The organism is Sphingomonas sp. NIBR02145, from assembly GCF_027359115.1.
Taxonomy (GTDB): domain Bacteria; phylum Pseudomonadota; class Alphaproteobacteria; order Sphingomonadales; family Sphingomonadaceae; genus Sphingomonas; species Sphingomonas kyeonggiensis_A.
Map to the genome: position 1 here is coordinate 1,249,739 of NZ_CP114791.1, position 18,674 is coordinate 1,268,412.

The following is an 18,674-nucleotide window of genomic DNA, read 5'->3' on the forward strand; positions in this document are numbered from 1 at the left end:
TGTTGCGCGCATGACGACTCTCGCGACCACCACGATCCGCCCCTTCGTCCCCGGCGGCAAGGATTTCGCCCTCTCCAAGCGCTTTTACCAGGCGCTCGGCTTCGAGCTGACTTTCGAAGCGGGCGGCGTGGCCGGTTTCGCCTGCGATTCCGGCAGCTTCCTGCTCCAGGACTATTATCATCAGGGCTGGGGCGACAATTTCATGATGCAGCTCATCGTCAAGGATCTCGACGCCTGGTGGGCGCATATCCAGTCGCTAGACCTGCCCGGCCAGTTCGGCGTCGCCGAGCCCAAGCCCCCCGCGCTGATGCCCTGGGGCCTCACCCTCGCCTATGTGTTCGGCCCCTGCGGCGAGCTGTGGCACGTGGTGCAGGGGTAAGGCCGCGATCCGGCGATACCGGGGGAAGCAGGCCTTCGCCTGCCGGCGCCCTCCGGCACCCCCCGCTTCAGTTCCCCGGCGAAGGCCGGGGCCCAGTTGCAATGCGCCCGATCAGGACGCCTGTGCCCTCCAACGTCATCTGCTCCCTAACATCGTCTGCGCGCCCTTCGTCATCGCCACCCCACCCCGTCATCCCCGCCCCACTCCGTCATCCCCGCCCCACTCCGTCATCCCCGCCCCACTCCGTCATCCCCGCGAAGGCGGGGATCCATTCTGGCTGACCGAAGTGGGTCCCAATTGCCCACAGCGCCAATGGATCCCCGCCTTCGCGGGGATGACGACGGAAAGATAATCCCTCCCTCACCACTCAACCCACCAATCAGGCACCCTTGAAATGTAGGATTTCACCTGCTTGGTTCACGCGGCCCGCGTGCGACCGCGGCCGCTCCTTGACTTCGTTGGCGAACCTTACCGCCCGCCCAGATAGCTCCCCGGCAGCTCGCCGGTGCCCACCACGATCCGCTGGAGCACGACATTGTCGTCGATCCGCCAGACCTTGAGCACATGCCTGCCCGCGGCGATGCCCGGGAAGCGCGCGGTGAGCGTGCGGGCATTGTCCTCCACCGCGCGGTTCCAGTCGCGCTTGGGCTGGCTGTCGGCGGCGTTGGGTGCCGGAGTGAGCAGGTCGCTCAGCAGCTGCACCGGGCCATCGTCGATCGACACGCCGATGCGCAGCTTGCCGTCCGCGCCGGTGCCGAGCGTCGGCACCAGGATCAGCTGCACGGCCAGCGGGCCCGGCTTGCGGGCGGTGACCGCGTATTCCAGCCGCACGCCGTCCTCGGGCGTCGTTGCCGGCTGGCCCTGGGGCAGTGCCAGCACCGTGCCCTTGGTGCGTCCCAGGTGCGGGATCGTGCGCCAGGCCAGTCCCTTGCCGCCCACCGCGCGGGCATAGTCGCCCGCCTCGATCGTCGCGGCGTCGGTCCCGACCTTGTGCAGGTCGATCGCGGTGATGCGCGGGCCGCCGGTCACCCGCTTCACTTCGGGCATCACCTGTTTCTCGGGCTGCTGCCAGTTGGTGTAGCCGATATGGGTCTGGAGCATCATCCCGTCCCATTTGCCGCCGGCGATCGCGTGGTAGCGGTCGCTCAGCTGCTGGTCGCGGGCGAAGAATTGCTCGGCCTGGTCGGCATAGTCGTTGGCGCGCGGGTCGTTGGCGGCGGCGAGGCTGCGGTTGCGGGCGACCGCGTAGTAGAGCCGGTACAGGTTCGCCATGGCCGCGATCGGGTGTTCGACCAGCTGGAAGTACGAATCCCTCCCCTGCGGCCCGACGCGCAATTTTTCGGCCAGCATGGCTTTCTCCAGCTGGTCCCATTCGGCAACCATCGCCCCGAACTCCGCCGGCCCAAAGCTCCCGGCATCGATCAGCTCCGGCTTCCGCCGCGCGGCAAGCTGGGAATAGCGCGTCAGCAACGCCCCGATCGCCTTGCCCCGCCCCGCCCCGAACTGCTCCGCGGCCCATTGCGCGGGATAGGCGGCCAGCGCCTCCGGGGTCATCGCCTCGGGGTTCCAGGCCTGCTTCATGAAGAAGCTCAGCGGATATTCCATCGGCTTCAAATCGCCGACATTGACGATCCACAGCGCCCTGGCACCACGCTGCCAGGCCAGGTCCATCTGCTGCCAGCTCTTCTCGATCTGGTTGGTGTTCAACCACTTGTAGTTGCGGGGACCACCGACATAATCGAAGTGGTAATAGACCCCGTACCCACCCTTGCGCGGGGCGCTGCCGGGATCGGGAAGCCGCCGCACCTGCCCCCAATTGTCGTCGGCGAACAGCAGGATGACATCGTCCGGCACCTGCATGCCGTGGTCGTAATAATCCTGCACCTCCTTGTAGAGCGCCCAGACCTGCGGCGTCCTGTCGGCCGGCTTGCCGGTCACTTCGGCGATGATCCCGCGCTGGTCGGCGACGATGCCCTCCAGCAGCCTGGTCGCGGTGCCCTCCGCCATCGGCTCGTCGCCATCGCCGCGCATGCCGACGGTCACCAGGCTCTCATAGCCCTTGCCGTCCCCCTTCGACATCATCCGCTCGATCCCGCCCCGCCAGAAGGCGCGCAGATTGGCGGCGTTGGTCGTATAGTCCCACTTCCCCCCGGTCACCCCGCCGGCGGTGTTCCGGTGCCATTCGTCCTGCGCGCGCGTCATCGGCTCGTGGTGCGAGGTGCCCATGACGATGCCCATCTCGTCGGCGAGGATCTTGTTTTGCGGATCATCGTCGTTGAAGGCGCGCGGCGCCCACATCGCCGGCCACAGATAATTGCCCTTCAGCCTGAGCTCGAGCTCGAAGATATGCGCATAAGCCTTTGCGTTTGCACCGCCAAATTTTCTCTGCGCCCACGTGGAGAAGGCCGGAGCCTCGTCGTTGATGAAGAAGCCGCGATAGCGCACCTTGGGCTGGTCGCGGCGCGATCCGGCAGTGAGGTAGACGTTCGCGCGCTTCGCCACCGGCACGTCTGCGAACCAGTGCCAGGGCGACACGCCGATCTTCTCGGACAGGTCATAGGCGCCATAGACCGCGCCACGGCGATCCGAGCCGACAATCACCAGCGCGCGCGTCACGCCCGGCGCGGGATTGTCGACCACGATCTGGCGGAACGCCTCCCACTCGCCGGCAAGGTCCGGCGCCTTGATCTTGCCGTCGCGGACCAGCGCGTCGATCATCGGGCTCTGTCCGAGCACACCGATCATCACCACCGCGCCGACTGCACCAGGCTGCCCCAGCCGCGGCGCGGCCCTGGTGCCGCTCACACGCGCGAGATCGCCGGCAAACCCCTTAGCGGCATGGCGCACCGCAGGGTCCGCGGCCGGATCGACCAGCACGGTCGCGGGCTCGCCGCCCGAGATCAGCGCAAAGCTCGTCCCGGCGGCCGTCGGGCAAACCGTCACCGCACCTTCACAGGCCAGCGCCGGCATCGAAGCCACCGTCGCAGCCAGTGCAGCCGCCACCAATCCGCGCATACCCTCTCCCGTATCTATTTGTCTGCGTTATGCGCACCCGATCGCAATCGGGCAACAGGGACTTGCCCCGCCGCTCGCTTCCGGCAAAACCGGGCGCATGATCCTTTCAGACCGCTGGATTCGCGAACAGGCCCAAACCACCGGGATGATCGAGCCCTTTGTCGAGGCGCAGCGCCGCGAGGGCTGCATCAGCTACGGCCTCTCTTCCTATGGCTATGACGCGCGCGTCGCCGACGAATTCAAGATCTTCACCAATGTCGATTCGGCAGTGGTGGACCCCAAGGACTTCGCGGCGAACAGCTTCGTCGACCGCAAGACCGATGTCTGCATCATCCCGCCCAACAGCTTCGCGCTGGCCCGGACGGTGGAGTATTTCCGCATCCCACGCGACACGCTGGTGATTTGCCTGGGCAAATCGACCTATGCGCGCTGCGGGATCATCGTGAACGTCACCCCGCTCGAGCCCGAATGGGAAGGCCATGTGACACTCGAATTCTCGAACACGACGCCGCTGCCCGCCAAGATCTATGCGAACGAAGGCGCCTGCCAATTCCTGTTCCTCAAGGGCGATCAGCCTTGCGAGACCAGCTATGCCGATCGCGCAGGCAAATATATGGGCCAGCGCGGCGTTACCCTGCCTCGGCTCTAAGCTTCTGACCTGAAATGGAAAAGGCGCCGGGATGGGCCGGCGCCTGTCAGCCCCCCGGGCTGTCGCCGCCGACCGCGCGAGAGGGATGCGCGGTCGCCGACTCTGGTTCGCGCCTTAGCGCGAAGTCAACTGGAGCGCATTGACGCGCTGGAGGCCTTTGTTGGCGACGGCGTAGGAAGTCGACTGCCGGTCACCGGGCAGGTCCATCTCGAAATTCCGCTGCGCGAGCACCTGGCGATAGAGATCGCGGGCTTCGGTGGCGCGGCCGGTCTCGGCATAGATGGCGGCAAGGTTGAGCAGAAGCTCGGGCGCGCCTGGATTCTGGCGCAGCTGGGCGGTGAGCTGGCGCTCTGCCTGGGCATATTGGCCATGCTGGATGGCAGTACTTGCTACAGGGTCCCCGTCCGGGCGCTGGGCCTGCGCGGGCAGCGCGGCGAGCGCGAACGGGGCGGCTGCAAGGACAATGAGCGCGGTGCGCATAACTCCTACTCCTTCTGTTACGCCACGGAGACACTTCCATGACTCTTTGAAGACAATAGTGTTACACTTCCATGACTACCCTGCAAGCGCATTTGCGCCGATCCGTAGATATACGGGGCAAAAGAAAAGGCGGCCCCGAAGGACCGCCTTTCCTGTTTCCGGATCCAGGCCCCGAGGGGCAGCGGATCAGAAGTCGTTGCGATACTGCTCGTTGCCGACGAAGCCGAGCTTGGTCACATTCGCGCGCTTGATGATCGCGAGAATGCGGTCGACAACGTCGTACGGCGTCTGCGGATCGGGCTGGAAGTGCAGCTCCGGCTCCGGCGACATCTGCAGCGACTGGTCGAGATACTGACGCAGCGTCACATCATCAACCGGCATGCTGTTCCAGAACACCTGGCCCTGCGCGTCGATATAGACCTTGTTCTTGGTCGCTTCGACGATCGGCGCCGTGTTGTTGCTGTTCTGCGGAAGGTCGACCTTCACGGCATGCGTCTGAATCGGGATCGTCATGATGATCATGATGAGGAGCACCAACATGACGTCGATCAGCGGCGTCGTGTTGATTTCCATCATCGGGCCGTCGTCACCGCCGCCGCCCACGCTCATACCCATAGTCTAAACTCCTTTGAGCCGGCCGTCAGAGACGAACCGTGGCCGAACCGGCGGGCGGTTCAGAGATGAAGCCGACCTTGGCGAACCCGGCCATCTGCATGGCATAGATCGTGCCACCGATGCAGCGGTACGGCGTGTTCACGTCGCCGCGGATGTGCACTTCGGGGAGCTCGAGGCCGGCAGCGTTGATGCCGCCCTGCTTGTCGATCTCGGCCCGCAGCTTCTTCGCGCCACGCTCGACCAGCTCCTGGCTGGTCACCGGGGTCATGCCCCAGAACACTTCACACTTGCCGCCATTGGCCGTGACCGAGAGCGAGACGTTCTCGGGCTTGGTGGTCGTCGGCTCGAACTGGACCTTCGGCAGCTCCAGCTTCACCGTCTGGATCACGACCGGAACCGTGATCAGGAAGATGATGAGGAGCACCAGCATCACGTCGACGAGCGGCGTGGTATTGATGTCCGACATGGGGGCGTCATCACCGCCACCCCCTCCTACGCTCATCGCCATTGCGCGCTATCCTATTCTTCTAATCCAATCCCCTGCCCCGAGGGGCTGGAGAGGGCCGCGCACCCGGGAGGGAGCGCGGCCCGTATATTCCAGATCGCTTAGGCGCGCGGCGCGGTGCTGGTGGTCGCGGCCGGAGCGGCCTTGGCCGGAGCAGCCTTGGCAGCGGTCGGGCGCACGCGGCCGTCCGAAGCCAGGTAGCCGAGCAGATCGTTCGAGAACGCGTTCAGGCTCTCGTTGATCTTCTTGTTGCGAGCCTGCAGCCAGTTGAAGGCCAGCACGGCCGGAACGGCGACGGCGAGACCGACGGCGGTCATGATCAGCGCTTCACCGACCGGACCGGCGACCGCGTCGATCGACGCCTGGCCAGCCGCACCGATCTTCACGAGTGCGCGGATGATGCCGATAACGGTACCGAACAGGCCGATGAACGGAGCGGTCGAACCCACGGTAGCGAGGAACGACAGGCCGCTCTTCAGCTGCGAGTTGATCAGGTCTTCCGAGCGAGCGAGCGAACCGTGCAGCCAGTCATGGGCTTCGACCGGATCGGTCAGCTTCGAGTGCTGCTCCTGAGCAGCCAGGCCGTCGTCGACCAGCTGGCGATAGGCCGAGTTCTTCTCGAGCTTCGCGGCGCCTTCGCGCAGGCTGTTGGCGTTCCAGAAGCCGGCGCGGACGCGCTTCGCCTGGTTGAGGATCTTCTGCTGCTCGAACAGCTTGGTGAACAGGATGTAGAGCGAGAAGAAGAGCATCAGCACGAGGATGCCGAACACCGTCTGCGAGATCAGGCCGCCCTCACGGAGCGCGGGAATCAGGCCGTACGGATTTTCCTTGGGCGCCGCAGCGGCGAGAATGGTGGTGAGCATTGTCGGTTCTTTCCTCTAACTAAATAGCGCTTTTTGTTTCCAAATCCGGCGCGCACCGGATCGGCGCGCGCCATCCAAATCACACGGCCTAGCTCGGAATCTTCCAGGTGAAGCTGCCGTTATACGGTGCCGGGATCTTGTTGCCACCCTCGTCCTCGGCCGGGTTGAACCGGGCGCGGCGCTTGAGGAGATTGCAGGCCGTGCTGTCGAGGACGGACACGCCGCTCGAGCCGGTGACGGTGCAATTGGTAACCTTGCCCGAAGCGTCCACGTCGAGACGGAAACGCACGGTACCGGCCTGCTCGGCGCGGAGCGCGGAGGCAGGATAGTCATCGTCCGTAACCCAGCTCTGCGGCGAACCGCGCGGGGACAGCTTCTTTGCGATCCGCGGCGGAGCCGGCGGCTGCGGCGGAGCCGGCTGCGCGGGCGGAGCCGGCGGGGTGATCGGCGGAGGCGGCGGAATAACCGACGTCGTCGGAATCGGCGGCGCCTGAGTCGGCACCGGAACCTGAGCCGGCGGCACCACGATCTGGGTGGGCGGCGGCGGAACGGGCGTATCTGGCGGCGGCGGCGGCGGCGGCACTTCCTCCGGCGGGGGCGGCGGCTCCTGCACGTCGAACGTGTTCAGCTTCTCCGCCTGCTTCTTGATGTACTGATATGCTAGGCCAGTGACGAAGGCATATCCCATGCCAGCCACGATGACCGCGACCATGACGATCGCGATTACACGGCTGCCACTTGTATTACGGTCAGCGTAAGCCATTCGGCAACGTCACTCCTCTAATCCCTGACATGCAGTCCTGTGCGGCGGATTTGCGACCCGTGCACATGCCTGCCCGCCGTGCGCTATATGCGTCCTAGTCGGCAGCGGGCGAGTCTCTATCGCGCGCACCCGGAGGACGCAAACCCTTTGTCGGACAATCGGGGCGTACAATCGCCCAATGACAGAATTATTTCTGTATAGCCGAGCCACAATCCGGTAACCCGAACGGCATGAACCGAACCTTTCCCGCCATATTTTATTGCGCGATTGCGCTGACCGCATCCTTAGGTGCAGCCGCTAAACCCCAGCAAATGCAGGCACAAACCGGCCCTGTTTTACCCAGCTATGCCACCTTGGCGCGGCAGGTTACCAGTGCTCCGCTGATCATCGATGCGCGCATCCGCAAGGCGGATCGCCTCAAGGCCGAGGAATCGCCCGGCCTGGCCCCCGGGATGACCCGATTCCTGGTCGAAGCCGATGTTTCCGCCCTGATTCGGGGCACTCAGGCCATGGCGTCGCGCATTACCTACACCGCGGACGTGCCCCTCAACGCCAAGGGCAAGCCGCCCAAGCTCGCCAAGCAGCGCGTGCTGCTCTTCGCCCGCACCGTGCCGGGCCGCCCGGCGATGGTGCAGCTCACCGGATTGCAGAGCCAGATGAACTGGTTGCCCGAGCTTGATGCGCAGGTTCGCGCGATCACCAGGGACGCGCTGGCCGCCGATGCACCGCCTGCCATCACCGGGGTCGGCAATGCCTTCCACGTGCCCGGGAGCCTTCCCGGCGAGGGCGAGACCCAGGTCTTCCTGCAGACCGCCAGCGGTGCGCCGGTGTCGCTCCAGATTCTCCGCCGCCCGGGCGAGACGACGCGCTGGAGTGTTTCATTGGGGGACATTGTCGACGAATCGGCCGGCGCGCCGCGGGCGAATACCTTCCTCTGGTATCGCCTGGCCTGCGGCCTGCCGCGCACCCTGCCGGCGGAAGCGGTCGAGTCGGACGACGCCCAGAACGCCGCCAAGGCGCGCGAGGACTATCAGTTCGTCCTGCGCTCGCTGGGACAATGTGCTTGATGTAACCGAGCCCCGGCGAAAGCCGGGGTCTCGTGCGGCCGGCGCACGCTCCTGGCCTTAGATCCCGGCTTTCGCCGGGGATGACGGTTATTTCCGTCCGCGCACCAGCGTGATCCCGATCGATTCGCCCTGCTCGGCGATCGCCAGCTTGATGATTCGCACCTCGACCCGGCGCACGCGCGGATCGCCGACGAACAGCGTGTCGCAGATATGCTCGGCCACCGCTTCCACCAGCGTGAAGTGCACGTCCTTGGGCAGCCCGTCGGTCGCCGCGTGCTTCACGTCCATATAGTTCTTGGACGCCTTTAGCGGCGTATCCGGCTCGAAGCGCTCGGGCATGTCGATGTCCACCGTCACCGAGATGCGCAGCGGCTGCGGCAGATGCGTCTCTTCCGAATAGACGCCGGTGAGGACTTCGACTTCCAGGTCGTGCACCTGGAGCTGCAGGGAATCGGACAAGTGGCCTGGGCCTTTTCAGGGGAAACAGGCCGCGGCCCATAGCAGATGCACGCGCTCGCGAAACCCCGCCCCTCCTGCGGCGGAGCGGCTGCGTTATATTCAGTATTGCGAAAGCGCTGATCGTCGCTATCTCGCGCGGCCCCGAGTCCGTGCTCGGCGTTATGAAAGGAATGTATGAAGTGATCGCATTGCTGCCGCTCGGAACCGTGGATCCTCAGGCCGTCGAGACCTTGCTCGACCGTGCTTTTGGTCCGGGCCGACGTGCGCGCACTGCCTACAGGGTTCGCCTTGGCACTTCCGAGATTCCCGAGCTCAGCTTCGCCGCGGTCGGCGACGACGGCAGCCTGCTCGGCTCGATCCAGGCCTGGCCGGTCGCGCTCGAATGCGATGGCAGCGGCAGCGTGCCGATGGTGATGGTTGGCCCCGTCGCCGTGCAGCCCGATCGCCAGCAGGGCGGCATCGGCCGGATGCTGATGGAGCGCATGCTGGAAGCTGCCGAGGCTTCGTCGCTGCCGGGCGCCGATGCGCTGATGCTGATCGGCGACCCCGAATATTATGGCCGCTTCTTCGATTTCACCGCGGAGAAGACGTCTGGCTGGCGTCTACCCGGCCCGTTCGAGCCGCGTCGCCTTCTGGCGAGAGGTGCTGGCGTCCCCGTCGGCCCGGGCATGGTCGGGGCTCGTCTTCGACGGGCGGCCTGAACGCTGATCTGATCGAAACCGGTTCCCGGCGGAAGCCGGGGCCCGGGGCTTCTCTGCCATATCGCTCGCGACCCTGGGCCCCGGCTTTCGCCGGGGAAAAGCCATGTCGCCGCTTCCCATGTTGGATTTTGTCTGCTTGGGTCCCCGGCATGGCCGATCGCACGCAGCCTTTCCCTCGCCTCCTTCGTTCTCAGAGCCGTTCGGGGCCGGGAAGCCGGGCCACCTGTAGCGTATGTTTCGTAAACTTCCGCGGCCCCGGCCGCGCTGCCGATTGAGGCGAATCGATGCCCTCTCCGCCCCCGCCCGACTTCGCCAGCCTCTCGCTCGCCGAGATCGCACGCCTGGCCGAGGAGAATCGCCTGCCCCCGGTCGAGAGCTGGAACCCCAGCCATTGCGGGCACAGCGATATGCGGATCGCGCGCGACGGCACCTGGTTCCACCAGGGCTCGCCGATCGGCCGCCTGCCGATGGTCCGGCTGTTCTCGACGATCCTGCGGCATGAGCCCGACGGGCGGTTCGTGCTGGTCACCCCGGTCGAGAAGCTCGACATCGATGTCGAGGACGCGCCCTTTGTTGCCGTGGAGATGAAGCGCGAGGGCGAAGGCGAAGCGATGAAGCTCGCCTTCCGGCTCAACACCGGCGACCTGGTGACCGCCGGCCCCGAGCATGGCCTGCGCTTCGAGGAACGCGAGGACGGCCCCCGGCCCTATCTCCATGTCCGTCGCGGGCTGGAGGCGCTGGTCGCGCGCACCGTCTATTACGAGCTTGCCGAGATCGCGCTCGCCAATGGCAGCGCGCCGCCGGGCGTGTGGAGCAATGGCAGCTTCTTCCCGCTGGAGCCAGCTGCGTGAACCTGGCCGATCGTCTCCGGCTGGCGCTCGCGGCCGATCATTCGCCGCTGCTGCTGCCGGGCGACCATTATGATTTCGATCCCGAAGTGCGCGGCAATCCTGCAGCAGTGCTGATCGCGGTGACGGATCGCCCTTCGCCGGGCGTGATCCTCACCCAGCGCACCGAGACGCTGCGCCGCCATGCGGGCCAGGTCGCCTTTCCCGGCGGTCGCATCGACCCCGGCGATGACGGCCCGATCGGCGCGGCGCTGCGCGAGGCGCAGGAAGAGATCGCGCTGCCACCTGCCCTGGTCGAAGTGGTCGGCACTACCGACGACTATCGCACCGTCACCAACTATGTCGTCACCCCGGTGATCGGCGTCGTTCCGCCCGATCTCCTCCTGACCCCTTCCGAGGCCGAGGTCGCCAGCGTGTTCGAGGTGCCGTTCGATTTCCTGCTCGACAGCGCCAATCAACGCCAGCAGGTGACGCAATATCAGGGCCGGGATCGGCATTATTACGAGATACTCTGGCAGGATCGCCGGATCTGGGGAGCAACGGCGGCGATGCTGGTAAATTTGTCGAGGCGGCTGAAATGGGCGGCATGATCCTGCCCGATGCCGAATGGCGCCACCGCGAGGGGCTGGACCGGCTGATCGACGTGCTGGGCGACGCCCGTTTCGTCGGCGGCTCGGTGCGCGACACCCTGCTTGGCCTGCCCGTCTCCGATCTCGACGTCGCGACCCCCTTGTCGCCCCAGCGCGTGATCGAGCTGCTGAAGGCCGCGGGCATTCGCGTCGTGCCTACCGGCATCGACCATGGCACCGTCACCGTGGTGCTGGAGAGCGGTCCGGTCGAAGTCACCACGCTGCGCCGGGACGTCTCCACCGATGGCCGCCGCGCCACGGTCGCCTTCACCGATGACTGGCGCGAGGACGCCGCCCGGCGCGATTTCACGATGAACGCGCTCTATGCCGATCCCGCTACCGGCGCGATCTTCGACTATTTCGGCGGGCTGGCGGACCTCGAGGCACGCCATGTCCGCTTCATCGGCGATCCGCTCCAGCGCATCGCCGAGGATCATCTGCGCATCCTGCGCTTCTTCCGCTTCCTCGCGCGCTTCGGCGACATCGCCGACCCGGCCGGGCTGGAGGCCTGCACCGATCGCGCCAACGACCTGATGGCACTCAGCCGAGAACGCATCGCCGATGAACTGCTCAAGCTGCTCGTCGCCAGGGACGCGGTCCGTGTCGTGGCGCTGATGATCGAGCGCGGCATCTTCCTGTCGGTGCTGCCGGAAATCACGTCCGCCAATCGTTTCGCCCACCTCGCCGCGCGCGAGACCGAAGCTGGAGTCGCACCAAGCGCGATCCGACGCCTGGCATCGCTGATCCCGGCCGACCCCATGCTTGCCGAACTGATCGCTGCCCGGCTCAAGCTGTCCAACGTCCAGCGCAAGCGCCTGGCCGCGGCAGTGATTGCGCCAGAAGACGAGCCCCGCCCCCTGGCCTATCGTACGGGCGTCGTGACGGCGCTCGACCAGTTGCTGCTGTCCGATCGTCCCCTCGCCGATGCGCTGGGAATCCGCGACTGGCAGCCGCCCCGTTTCCCGCTGGGCGGCGGTGCGATCGTCTCACGGGGGGTGAAGGCCGGGCCGGAAGTGGCGCGGCTGATGAAGGAAGTTGAGCGGCGCTGGATAGACGAGGGCTTTCCGGACGAGCAGCGCGTATCGGCGCTGGCCGATGAAGCCGTGGCTCAGGCGTTGCGTTCGGTCAGCAACTGATAGGCATCGTCGCGCTCGAGCGCGCGCGAATAGAGGAAGCCCTGGCCATAGGTGCAGCCCAGCGCCGCCAGCGTCTGGGCCAGTTCGTTGGTCTCGATGCCCTCGGCCGTGGTCTGCATGCCCAGGGCCTGGGCAAGGCTGAGGATCGCGCGGACGATGGCGACCTTGTCGCGATCGGCCAGCATCCCGGAGACGAAGCTGCGGTCGATCTTGAGCAGGTCGATCGGCAGCTTCTGGAGATAGGCGAGGTTCGAATAGCCGGTGCCGAAATCATCCATCGCCAGCGTGGCGCCGAGGTCCTTCAGCGCGTTCATCGTCTGGGCGATGCGGTCCGGATCGGTGACGATCGCGCTCTCGGTAAGCTCCAGCGTCAGGCGCCTGCCGTCCACGCCGTGCCGGTCGAGCGCGTTCTTGACCATTGCCGGGATGTGATCGCGCTGGAGCTGGATCGCCGAGAGGTTGACCGCGACCTTGACGCCGCAATCGCCGCCCGCGGTACGGTCCCAGGCCGCGATGGTCTGCGCCGCCTCTTCCATCGCCCAGCGGCCGAGCGGGATGATCAGGCCCGATTCCTCGGCGACAGGGATGAAATCATTGGGCGACAGGCGGACGCCGTCCTCGGTCGTCCAGCGGGCCAGCGCCTCGAACGACGTGATCCGGCCGCTCGCGAGGTCGCAGATCGGCTGGTAGCACAGCGTCATCTGCCCGTTCTCGATCGCCCGGCGCAACTCGGTCTCGATGCCGAACTGCTCGCGGGCGATGTCGAAGGTGTGGGTCTGGTAGATCTCGGTGCGGCCGCTCTTCTTGGCGCGCTTCACGGCGAACTGGGCGTTGCGCACCAGATCCTCGGGATCGCCGTCATTGTCGGCGCCGAGCGCGATGCCGATCGAGCAATCGACCCGGATCTCGAAGTCGGAGAGGCGGAACGGGTTGGCCAGCGCCGCCTGGATGCGCTTGGCGACATGGAGCGCGTCGCCCGGCCCCTCGTCGAGGGTCAGCAGCACGCCGAACTCGTCGCCGCCCATCCGGGCCAGCGTGTCGCGGCTGCGCAGCGCGCCCTTGACCCGGCGTGCCACGGTGATGAGCAGCTCGTCGCCGGCCAGGCCGCCCATGCAGGCGTTGACGCGGCTGAACCGGTCGAGATTGACCACCAGCACCGCGAAATCACGGGCATTCTCCGGCGTGATCGCATGCTCGAGCGCGTCGGAGAACCCGGCGCGGTTGGGCAGGCCGGTCAGGCTGTCCGTCGCCATCTCGCGGCGCAGGCTGTATTCGGTGCGCAGTTCCGAAGTGTGGTCGATCAGCGTGACCATGCAGCGCGGCGCGGAGCGACGGTCGGCACGCTTGGCCATGATGACCCGGAAGTGGCGGGCATCGACTTCGTCGCCGAACTGCCAGCCGATCTCGCACTGCATCTCGTTCGATTCGACGAACTTCTTGAGCCGCGGACCGAGCAGCCGAATCAGCGGCGACTCGCTGGCGATGGTGCCGAGCCCGGCGAGGCGGAACGGGCGGTTGACCGCGTCGAAGACGAAGCCGTCTTCCTGCAATTCGATGATCGCCGCGGGCACGGGCAGCATGTCCAGCATCATCGCGGAGACGCCCGGGCCGAAGACAAGCGGGTCCGCCGGCTGCGGCGGGGGCAGCGGTGCCTCGACTCGTTTCTTCTTTGCTCTGGCGAACACCATCGTGACCGGCCTAGCCCCGATTGGTTAAAACCACCTGAAACAACAGACTTTTATCCGCGGGTCAGAAACGATTGTCCCGCGGGAAGCCATTGGGCGCCATCCGCCCCGCCGCGCCGCGTGTAGCGCGCCAGGGCGAGAGGTCGCTTTCCGTCCGCGTCCGGCCGCTCTCGCCGCCCATCGCCCAGCTCAGGCCATCGACCATCCTGAACGTCCGCACGTCGCTCAGGCCACCGTCGCGGTAGCGCTGCAACTGAACGCCCTGGCCGCGCCCAAGCTCCGCCACTTCGGAGAGCGGGAAGACCAGCAGCTTGCGATTGTCGCCAACCGCCGCCACCGCATCGTCCTCGGCCCCGATCGGCCGGACCAGCTTGAGATGCGCACCCGCACGCGGCGTCACCACCTGCTTGCCCTTGCGGGTCTCGGCGATCACATCCTCGACCTTCACGACGAAGCCGCGCCCGTCATCGGCGGCGACCAGCAGCTTCGGTGCGAGGCTGGACGGCAGCAGCGCAACGATGTTCCGCTCGCCTTCCAGGTCGATCATCAGCCGCACCGGCTCGCCGAACCCGCGCCCGCCGGGCAGCTTGTCCGCGCCCAGCGTGTAGAAACGGCCATTATCGGCGGCGAGGAGCAGCTTGTCGGTGGTCTGGGCATGGAAGGCGAGATAGGCAGCATCGCCTTCCTTGAACTTCAGCGCTTCGCCCGACAGATCCTCGACATGCCCCTTCATCGCGCGGATCCAGCCGCGCGCCGACAGGATCACCGTGATCGGCTCGCGCTCGATCATTGCTTCCAGCGGGATCTCGCGCGCCGGGGCGGCTTCCTCGACCACGGTGCGGCGCTTGCCGAGCACCGTCTCCGTCCCGTAGCGCTCGATCATCTTGGCAAGGTCGCGCTTCATCCGGGTGCGCTGGCGCGCATCGGAGGAGAGCAGCGTCTCCAGATCGGCCTTTTCCTTCTCCAGCGCGTCACGCTCGCGCTTGAGCTCCATCTCCTCGAGCTTGCGCAAGGAGCGCAGACGCATGTTGAGGATCGCTTCGGCCTGGCGGTCGGTCAGCTCGAACTCGGCCATCATCACCGGCTTGGGCTCATCCTCGGTGCGGATGATCTCGATCACCCGGTCGAGGTTGAGGAAGGCGATGATATAGCCGCCGACCAGCTCCAGCCGGTCGGTGATCTTCGCGACGCGGTGCTCGGACTTGCGGCGCAGCACCACGAACTGGTGCTCGATCCAGCCGAGCAAGGCTTCCTGCAGGCTCATCACCCGCGGGGTGCGATGCTTGTCGAGCACGTTGAGGTTGAGCGGCACGCGCGTCTCGAGGTCCGAGAGGCGGTAGAGGCTGTTGATCAGGTCCTCGGCCACCACCGTGCGGCTGCGCGGCTCGAGCACGATGCGGATATCCTCGGCACTCTCGTCGCGGACATCGCCAAGGATCGGCAGCTTCTTCTCGTTGATGAGATCGGCGATCCCCTCGATCAGCTTGCCCTTCTGGACGCCGTAGGGGATCTCCGAGACGACAAGGTGCCAGCCCCCGCCCTTCTCGGTGACCTTCTCGATCTTCGCCCGCACCCGGAAGCCGCCGCGGCCGGTATTATAGGCCTCGGCGATCGCCGCCGGGCTATCGACGATGATGCCGCCGGTCGGGAAATCCGGGCCCTGGACATAGTCGAGGACGTTCGCCTGGGGATTGTCGATCAGCGCCACCGCGGCATTCATCAGCTCGGCAGCGTTGTGCGGCGGGATGCTCGTCGCCATGCCGACGGCGATGCCGGCGGCGCCATTGGCGAGCAGATTCGGGAACAGGCCCGGGAAAAGCTCCGGCTCCTCGTCTTCCCCGTTGTACGTGGGGCGGAAATCGACGGCATTCTCGTCGAGCCCATCCATCAGGTCGATGGCGACCTGGGTGAGCCGTGCCTCGGTGTAGCGATAGGCCGCAGCGTTATCGCCGTCGATATTGCCGAAATTGCCCTGGCCGTCGACCAGCGGGTATCTGAGAGCAAAGGTCTGGGCGAGGCGGACCATCGCGTCATAGACCGACTGATCGCCGTGCGGATGGTATTTACCGATCACGTCGCCGACGACGCGGGCGCACTTCTTGTAGCCACTCGCGGGATCGAGCCGCAGCAACCGCATCGCCCAGAGCAGGCGGCGGTGGACCGGCTTCAGCCCGTCGCGGACATCGGGCAGCGAGCGCGCAGTAATCGTCGAGAGCGCATAGACCAGGTAGCGCTCGGAAAGCGCGCTGTCGAAGGGGACATCGGAAGGCGCGCCGGGGTCTTGGAGATCGGTGTCTAGGCTCATTTCCCACCCCGGATAGCAGCAGCAAAGCCAAAGCGCCAAGCCGGGTGGCGGCGACATTCAACCATGTCGTCGGGCATTTCGATGCTCAACCGATTGGTTGAATCCCTAAACCACGAATTTTCCACGCTTTTGCCGAATCCCTCGCCAAAAAATGTTGAATCCCTTGAATCCCCACGCACACGCGGGAGCGGCAACGAAGCCGATGATCGAAGCCAGGGTTCGGAGCAGACAGGCATTCCGGAACCAAAGCAGAACATTTCCAACTTTTCCAGCCCGCGGCACAATCTATTTCGCTCCGCATGCACCAGGCGCGGGCGGCCCCGGTCGCATGCCGGTCGACCCTGGTCGCAGGTTTCTGCGGGCGACCGGAAGCACCTCCGTGTTCGGGCCAGACGCGGGACGTCGCTCCAGAACAAGGATATTCCATGCGCAAGCCCCTCCTGCTCACTGCCCTCGCCCTCACTGCCTTCGGCGCCTCCACCGCCGCCGCCCAGGACAGCGCCGAACCCCGGGACACCGGCCGGAATCCCTTCACCGCCCCCCGCATCGAAGCCACGATCGGCTATGACCAGACCAACGAGGAAGAGCTCGGGATGGATATCCGGGGCGCGCGCGGCGGAGGGCGGCTGCATAAATCGCCCTCCGCCGCAGCAATAAAAAAAGGCAAATCCGCCATAAAATCCTGAAATCGCCACAATAGAGTCAGTATTAAAACACGAACCCTGCCGCATTTCGCATTTTCTCGCAAAATCTCACCGCAGCATTACAAATTCTCACGGATCATTGCGGGATCATCATCGTCGTTCCGTCCCCGAAACACAGGGGAATTTGAACGAAAGTGAGCAACATGCGTAACTCGATCCTGATACTCGCCGCCGCGACTTGCCTCGCCGGCGCGAACACTGCCTTTGCTCAGGAAACCGAACAGGCGCCGGCCAAGGCCTTTGCCGGCCCGCGCGTCGAAGCAACGATCGGCCTCGACCAGAGCGGCGATGACGCTATTGCCGGCCAGGAACTGACCGGCATGCGTGCCGGCGGCGCCGCGGGATTCGACGTAGCGGTCGGCAAGCGTGTCACGCTCGGCGTGGAAGCCGGTATCGGCTGGATGGTCGCCGGCAACACCAAGGTCGGCCCCTTCCCGCCCGGCGACCCCAACAGCTACAAGGTCAGCGCCGGCCGCGACATCGATGTCTCCGGCCGCCTTGGTTATGCGCTGAGCCCGAAGACGCTGATCTACGGCAAGGTCGGCTGGGCCAGCCAGAGCTACAATATCGCGAGCAGCGCCGGCCCGTCCTTCGACAGGAAGTCCGACGGACTGCGGCTCGGCGCAGGCCTTGAGCAGAAGCTCACCTCGAACGTCTATGCCAAGGCCGAATATCGCTACACCAGCTACAGCGATGTCGGGAACCTCAAGAACGATCGCCACCAGCTGCTCACCGGCATCGGCGTGCGCTTCTAAGGCGTGACGCCGGCAGGGGGACGGCTTGTCCCCGTCCCCCTGTTCCGTCAGCAAGCGGTTCCCCGGCCTTCGCCCGGGAACTGAAAGCGTCAGGCCTGCACCCCCTCGGGCGGCACCCCCGCCCCCCAGCGATCGTCGCGCAGCGAGAGCTTCACTTCGGCCAGCAGCCAGTCGCGAAAGGCGCGGATCTTGGGCTGGTTGCGCTTGCTCTCGGCATACATCAGCCAGAAGGCATTGCGGTAATGCGCCACCTGCGGCAGCGGCTGGACGAGCTGGCCGGCATCGATCGCCGGCTGCCATAAAGGCGGGCTGAGGATCGCGAAGCCGTGCCCCGCGATCGCGGCATTGCCGTCGAGGATCTGCGAATCGAAGCGCAGCCCGGGCATCTGGCTGGTATCGGGCGCCTCGCCCAGCGCGGCCGCGAACCACAAGTCCCACCAATCGTCGCGATAGGTAAGCCGCGGCAGCTCGAGCAGGTCCTGCGGCGTGCGCACCGGCGGATGCTTGGCCAGGAAAGCCGGGCTGGCCATCGGCGTGACCGGCATCCGCATCAGGAAGTGGCAGCAATGGCCCGGCATCGGCCCGGGCGCGCCGCGCAGCGCGATATCCGCCTCGCCGGCGAGCAGGTCGATCATCTCGTCGCCGACATGGAGGCGCACCGCCAGGTCGGGCCGGGCGAGCTGGAACGAGCCCAGGCGGCTCGCCAGCCAGTTGGTGGCGAGCGTGCGCGGCGCGGTGATGCTGATCACGCTCTCGGTCTCGGCATGGATCGATGCGAAGGCCTTGCCCATCGCATCGAACGCGCCGGTGAGCTGGGGCGCGATCCGCTGTCCGACCTCGGTGAGCGCGATGCCGCGGCCGCTGCGTGCGAACAGCGCCACGCCCAGCCGCTCCTCGAGCAGCTTCATCTGATAGCTCACTGCAGCCTGGGTCATGCCCAGTTCCTCGGCGGCACGCGTGTAATTGCCGTGGCGCGCGGCGGCTTCGAAGACGCGAACGGCGGCGAGAGGCGGAAGGCGGCGCATTTCCATATACAAGCACAGCTTATGCCTGTTGGCCAAGGATTAGTTGGTCCCGGCGCGGCTTCGGGCGCAGATGGAGGGGGTGCCGAACATG

The 18,674-nt window shown here is 66.0% G+C and carries 19 protein-coding genes; 9 read left to right on the forward strand and 10 right to left on the reverse strand.

Annotation, left to right across the window (positions count from 1 at the left end):
- Window positions 1–10: 10 nt before the first annotated feature.
- Window positions 11–379, forward strand: coding sequence for a VOC family protein (locus O3305_RS05810; protein WP_269575544.1), 369 nt, complete (start codon window positions 11–13; stop codon window positions 377–379).
- Window positions 380–847: 468 nt separating this feature from the next.
- Here the strand turns inward: O3305_RS05810 and O3305_RS05815 are convergent, their stop codons facing one another.
- Window positions 848–3,394, reverse strand: a complete 2,547-nt coding sequence (locus tag O3305_RS05815; RefSeq protein WP_269575545.1) for a glycosyl hydrolase 115 family protein — start codon at window positions 3,392–3,394, stop codon at window positions 848–850.
- A gap of 97 nt (window positions 3,395–3,491) precedes the next feature.
- On the opposite strand from O3305_RS05815, the gene dcd reads away from it, so the two are divergent.
- On the forward strand, window positions 3,492–4,043 hold the full coding sequence (dcd, locus tag O3305_RS05820) for a dCTP deaminase (protein ID WP_184165512.1): 552 nt from the start codon (window positions 3,492–3,494) through the stop codon (window positions 4,041–4,043).
- Between the two features lie 114 nt (window positions 4,044–4,157).
- On the opposite strand, the gene O3305_RS05825 is transcribed toward dcd, so the two are convergent.
- From O3305_RS05825 to O3305_RS05845, 5 genes are all read right to left on the reverse strand, one after another.
- Window positions 4,158–4,523 carry a tetratricopeptide repeat protein gene (locus O3305_RS05825; protein ID WP_269575546.1) on the reverse strand — a complete coding sequence of 122 codons (366 nt, stop codon included), beginning with the start codon at window positions 4,521–4,523 and terminating at the stop codon, window positions 4,158–4,160.
- A 186-nt stretch (window positions 4,524–4,709) separates the two neighbouring features.
- Window positions 4,710–5,132, reverse strand: a complete 423-nt coding sequence (locus O3305_RS05830; RefSeq protein ID WP_184168252.1) for an ExbD/TolR family protein — start codon at window positions 5,130–5,132, stop codon at window positions 4,710–4,712.
- 31 nt (window positions 5,133–5,163) lie between these two features.
- The gene (locus O3305_RS05835; RefSeq protein ID WP_269575547.1) at window positions 5,164–5,646 is read right to left on the reverse strand and encodes an ExbD/TolR family protein; all 483 of its coding nucleotides are present in this window, start codon (window positions 5,644–5,646) and stop codon (window positions 5,164–5,166) included.
- Window positions 5,647–5,744: 98 nt separating this feature from the next.
- On the reverse strand, window positions 5,745–6,506 hold the full coding sequence (locus O3305_RS05840; RefSeq protein WP_184165503.1) for a MotA/TolQ/ExbB proton channel family protein: 762 nt from the start codon (window positions 6,504–6,506) through the stop codon (window positions 5,745–5,747).
- Between the two features lie 88 nt (window positions 6,507–6,594).
- Window positions 6,595–7,269 carry an energy transducer TonB gene (locus tag O3305_RS05845; protein WP_184165500.1) on the reverse strand — a complete coding sequence of 225 codons (675 nt, stop codon included), beginning with the start codon at window positions 7,267–7,269 and terminating at the stop codon, window positions 6,595–6,597.
- Between the two features lie 230 nt (window positions 7,270–7,499).
- On the opposite strand from O3305_RS05845, the gene O3305_RS05850 reads away from it, so the two are divergent.
- On the forward strand, window positions 7,500–8,336 hold the full coding sequence (locus O3305_RS05850) for a hypothetical protein (protein ID WP_260396027.1): 837 nt from the start codon (window positions 7,500–7,502) through the stop codon (window positions 8,334–8,336).
- Between the two features lie 87 nt (window positions 8,337–8,423).
- On the opposite strand, the gene O3305_RS05855 is transcribed toward O3305_RS05850, so the two are convergent.
- Window positions 8,424–8,795, reverse strand: a complete 372-nt coding sequence (locus tag O3305_RS05855; protein ID WP_184165498.1) for a dihydroneopterin aldolase — start codon at window positions 8,793–8,795, stop codon at window positions 8,424–8,426.
- A gap of 179 nt (window positions 8,796–8,974) precedes the next feature.
- Between O3305_RS05855 and O3305_RS05860 the strand changes: the two genes are divergently transcribed.
- From O3305_RS05860 to O3305_RS05875, 4 genes are all read left to right on the forward strand, one after another.
- Window positions 8,975–9,496, forward strand: coding sequence for a GNAT family N-acetyltransferase (locus O3305_RS05860; RefSeq protein ID WP_269575548.1), 522 nt, complete (start codon window positions 8,975–8,977; stop codon window positions 9,494–9,496).
- A 284-nt stretch (window positions 9,497–9,780) separates the two neighbouring features.
- Window positions 9,781–10,347 carry a DUF1285 domain-containing protein gene (locus tag O3305_RS05865; RefSeq protein ID WP_269575549.1) on the forward strand — a complete coding sequence of 189 codons (567 nt, stop codon included), beginning with the start codon at window positions 9,781–9,783 and terminating at the stop codon, window positions 10,345–10,347.
- Window positions 10,344–10,934 (forward strand): CoA pyrophosphatase, encoded by a 591-nt coding sequence (locus O3305_RS05870; RefSeq protein WP_446746022.1) that lies wholly within the window; start codon window positions 10,344–10,346, stop codon window positions 10,932–10,934. The genes O3305_RS05865 and O3305_RS05870 overlap by 4 nt, the downstream gene beginning before the upstream one ends.
- Window positions 10,922–12,109 (forward strand): CCA tRNA nucleotidyltransferase, encoded by a 1,188-nt coding sequence (locus O3305_RS05875; RefSeq protein ID WP_269575550.1) that lies wholly within the window; start codon window positions 10,922–10,924, stop codon window positions 12,107–12,109. The genes O3305_RS05870 and O3305_RS05875 overlap by 13 nt, the downstream gene beginning before the upstream one ends.
- Here the strand turns inward: O3305_RS05875 and O3305_RS05880 are convergent.
- Both O3305_RS05880 and parC read right to left on the reverse strand, forming a co-directional pair.
- Entirely contained in the window at window positions 12,082–13,698 is a 1,617-nt protein-coding gene (locus tag O3305_RS05880; protein ID WP_269576466.1) for a putative bifunctional diguanylate cyclase/phosphodiesterase, read from the reverse strand. The genes O3305_RS05875 and O3305_RS05880 overlap by 28 nt on opposite strands.
- A gap of 160 nt (window positions 13,699–13,858) precedes the next feature.
- Window positions 13,859–16,099: a DNA topoisomerase IV subunit A gene (parC, locus tag O3305_RS05885; protein WP_269575551.1), complete on the reverse strand. Its 2,241-nt coding sequence runs from the start codon at window positions 16,097–16,099 to the stop codon at window positions 13,859–13,861.
- A 425-nt stretch (window positions 16,100–16,524) separates the two neighbouring features.
- Between parC and O3305_RS05890 the strand changes: the two genes are divergently transcribed.
- Both O3305_RS05890 and O3305_RS05895 read left to right on the forward strand, forming a co-directional pair.
- On the forward strand, window positions 16,525–16,785 hold the full coding sequence (locus O3305_RS05890) for a hypothetical protein (protein ID WP_269575552.1): 261 nt from the start codon (window positions 16,525–16,527) through the stop codon (window positions 16,783–16,785).
- A gap of 161 nt (window positions 16,786–16,946) precedes the next feature.
- The gene (locus O3305_RS05895; RefSeq protein WP_269576467.1) at window positions 16,947–17,558 is read left to right on the forward strand and encodes an outer membrane protein; all 612 of its coding nucleotides are present in this window, start codon (window positions 16,947–16,949) and stop codon (window positions 17,556–17,558) included.
- A gap of 89 nt (window positions 17,559–17,647) precedes the next feature.
- Here the strand turns inward: O3305_RS05895 and O3305_RS05900 are convergent, their stop codons facing one another.
- Complete coding sequence (locus tag O3305_RS05900) at window positions 17,648–18,583, reverse strand: LysR substrate-binding domain-containing protein (RefSeq protein ID WP_269575553.1); 936 nt, start codon at window positions 18,581–18,583, stop codon at window positions 17,648–17,650.
- Between the last annotated feature and the right edge of the window lie 91 nt (window positions 18,584–18,674).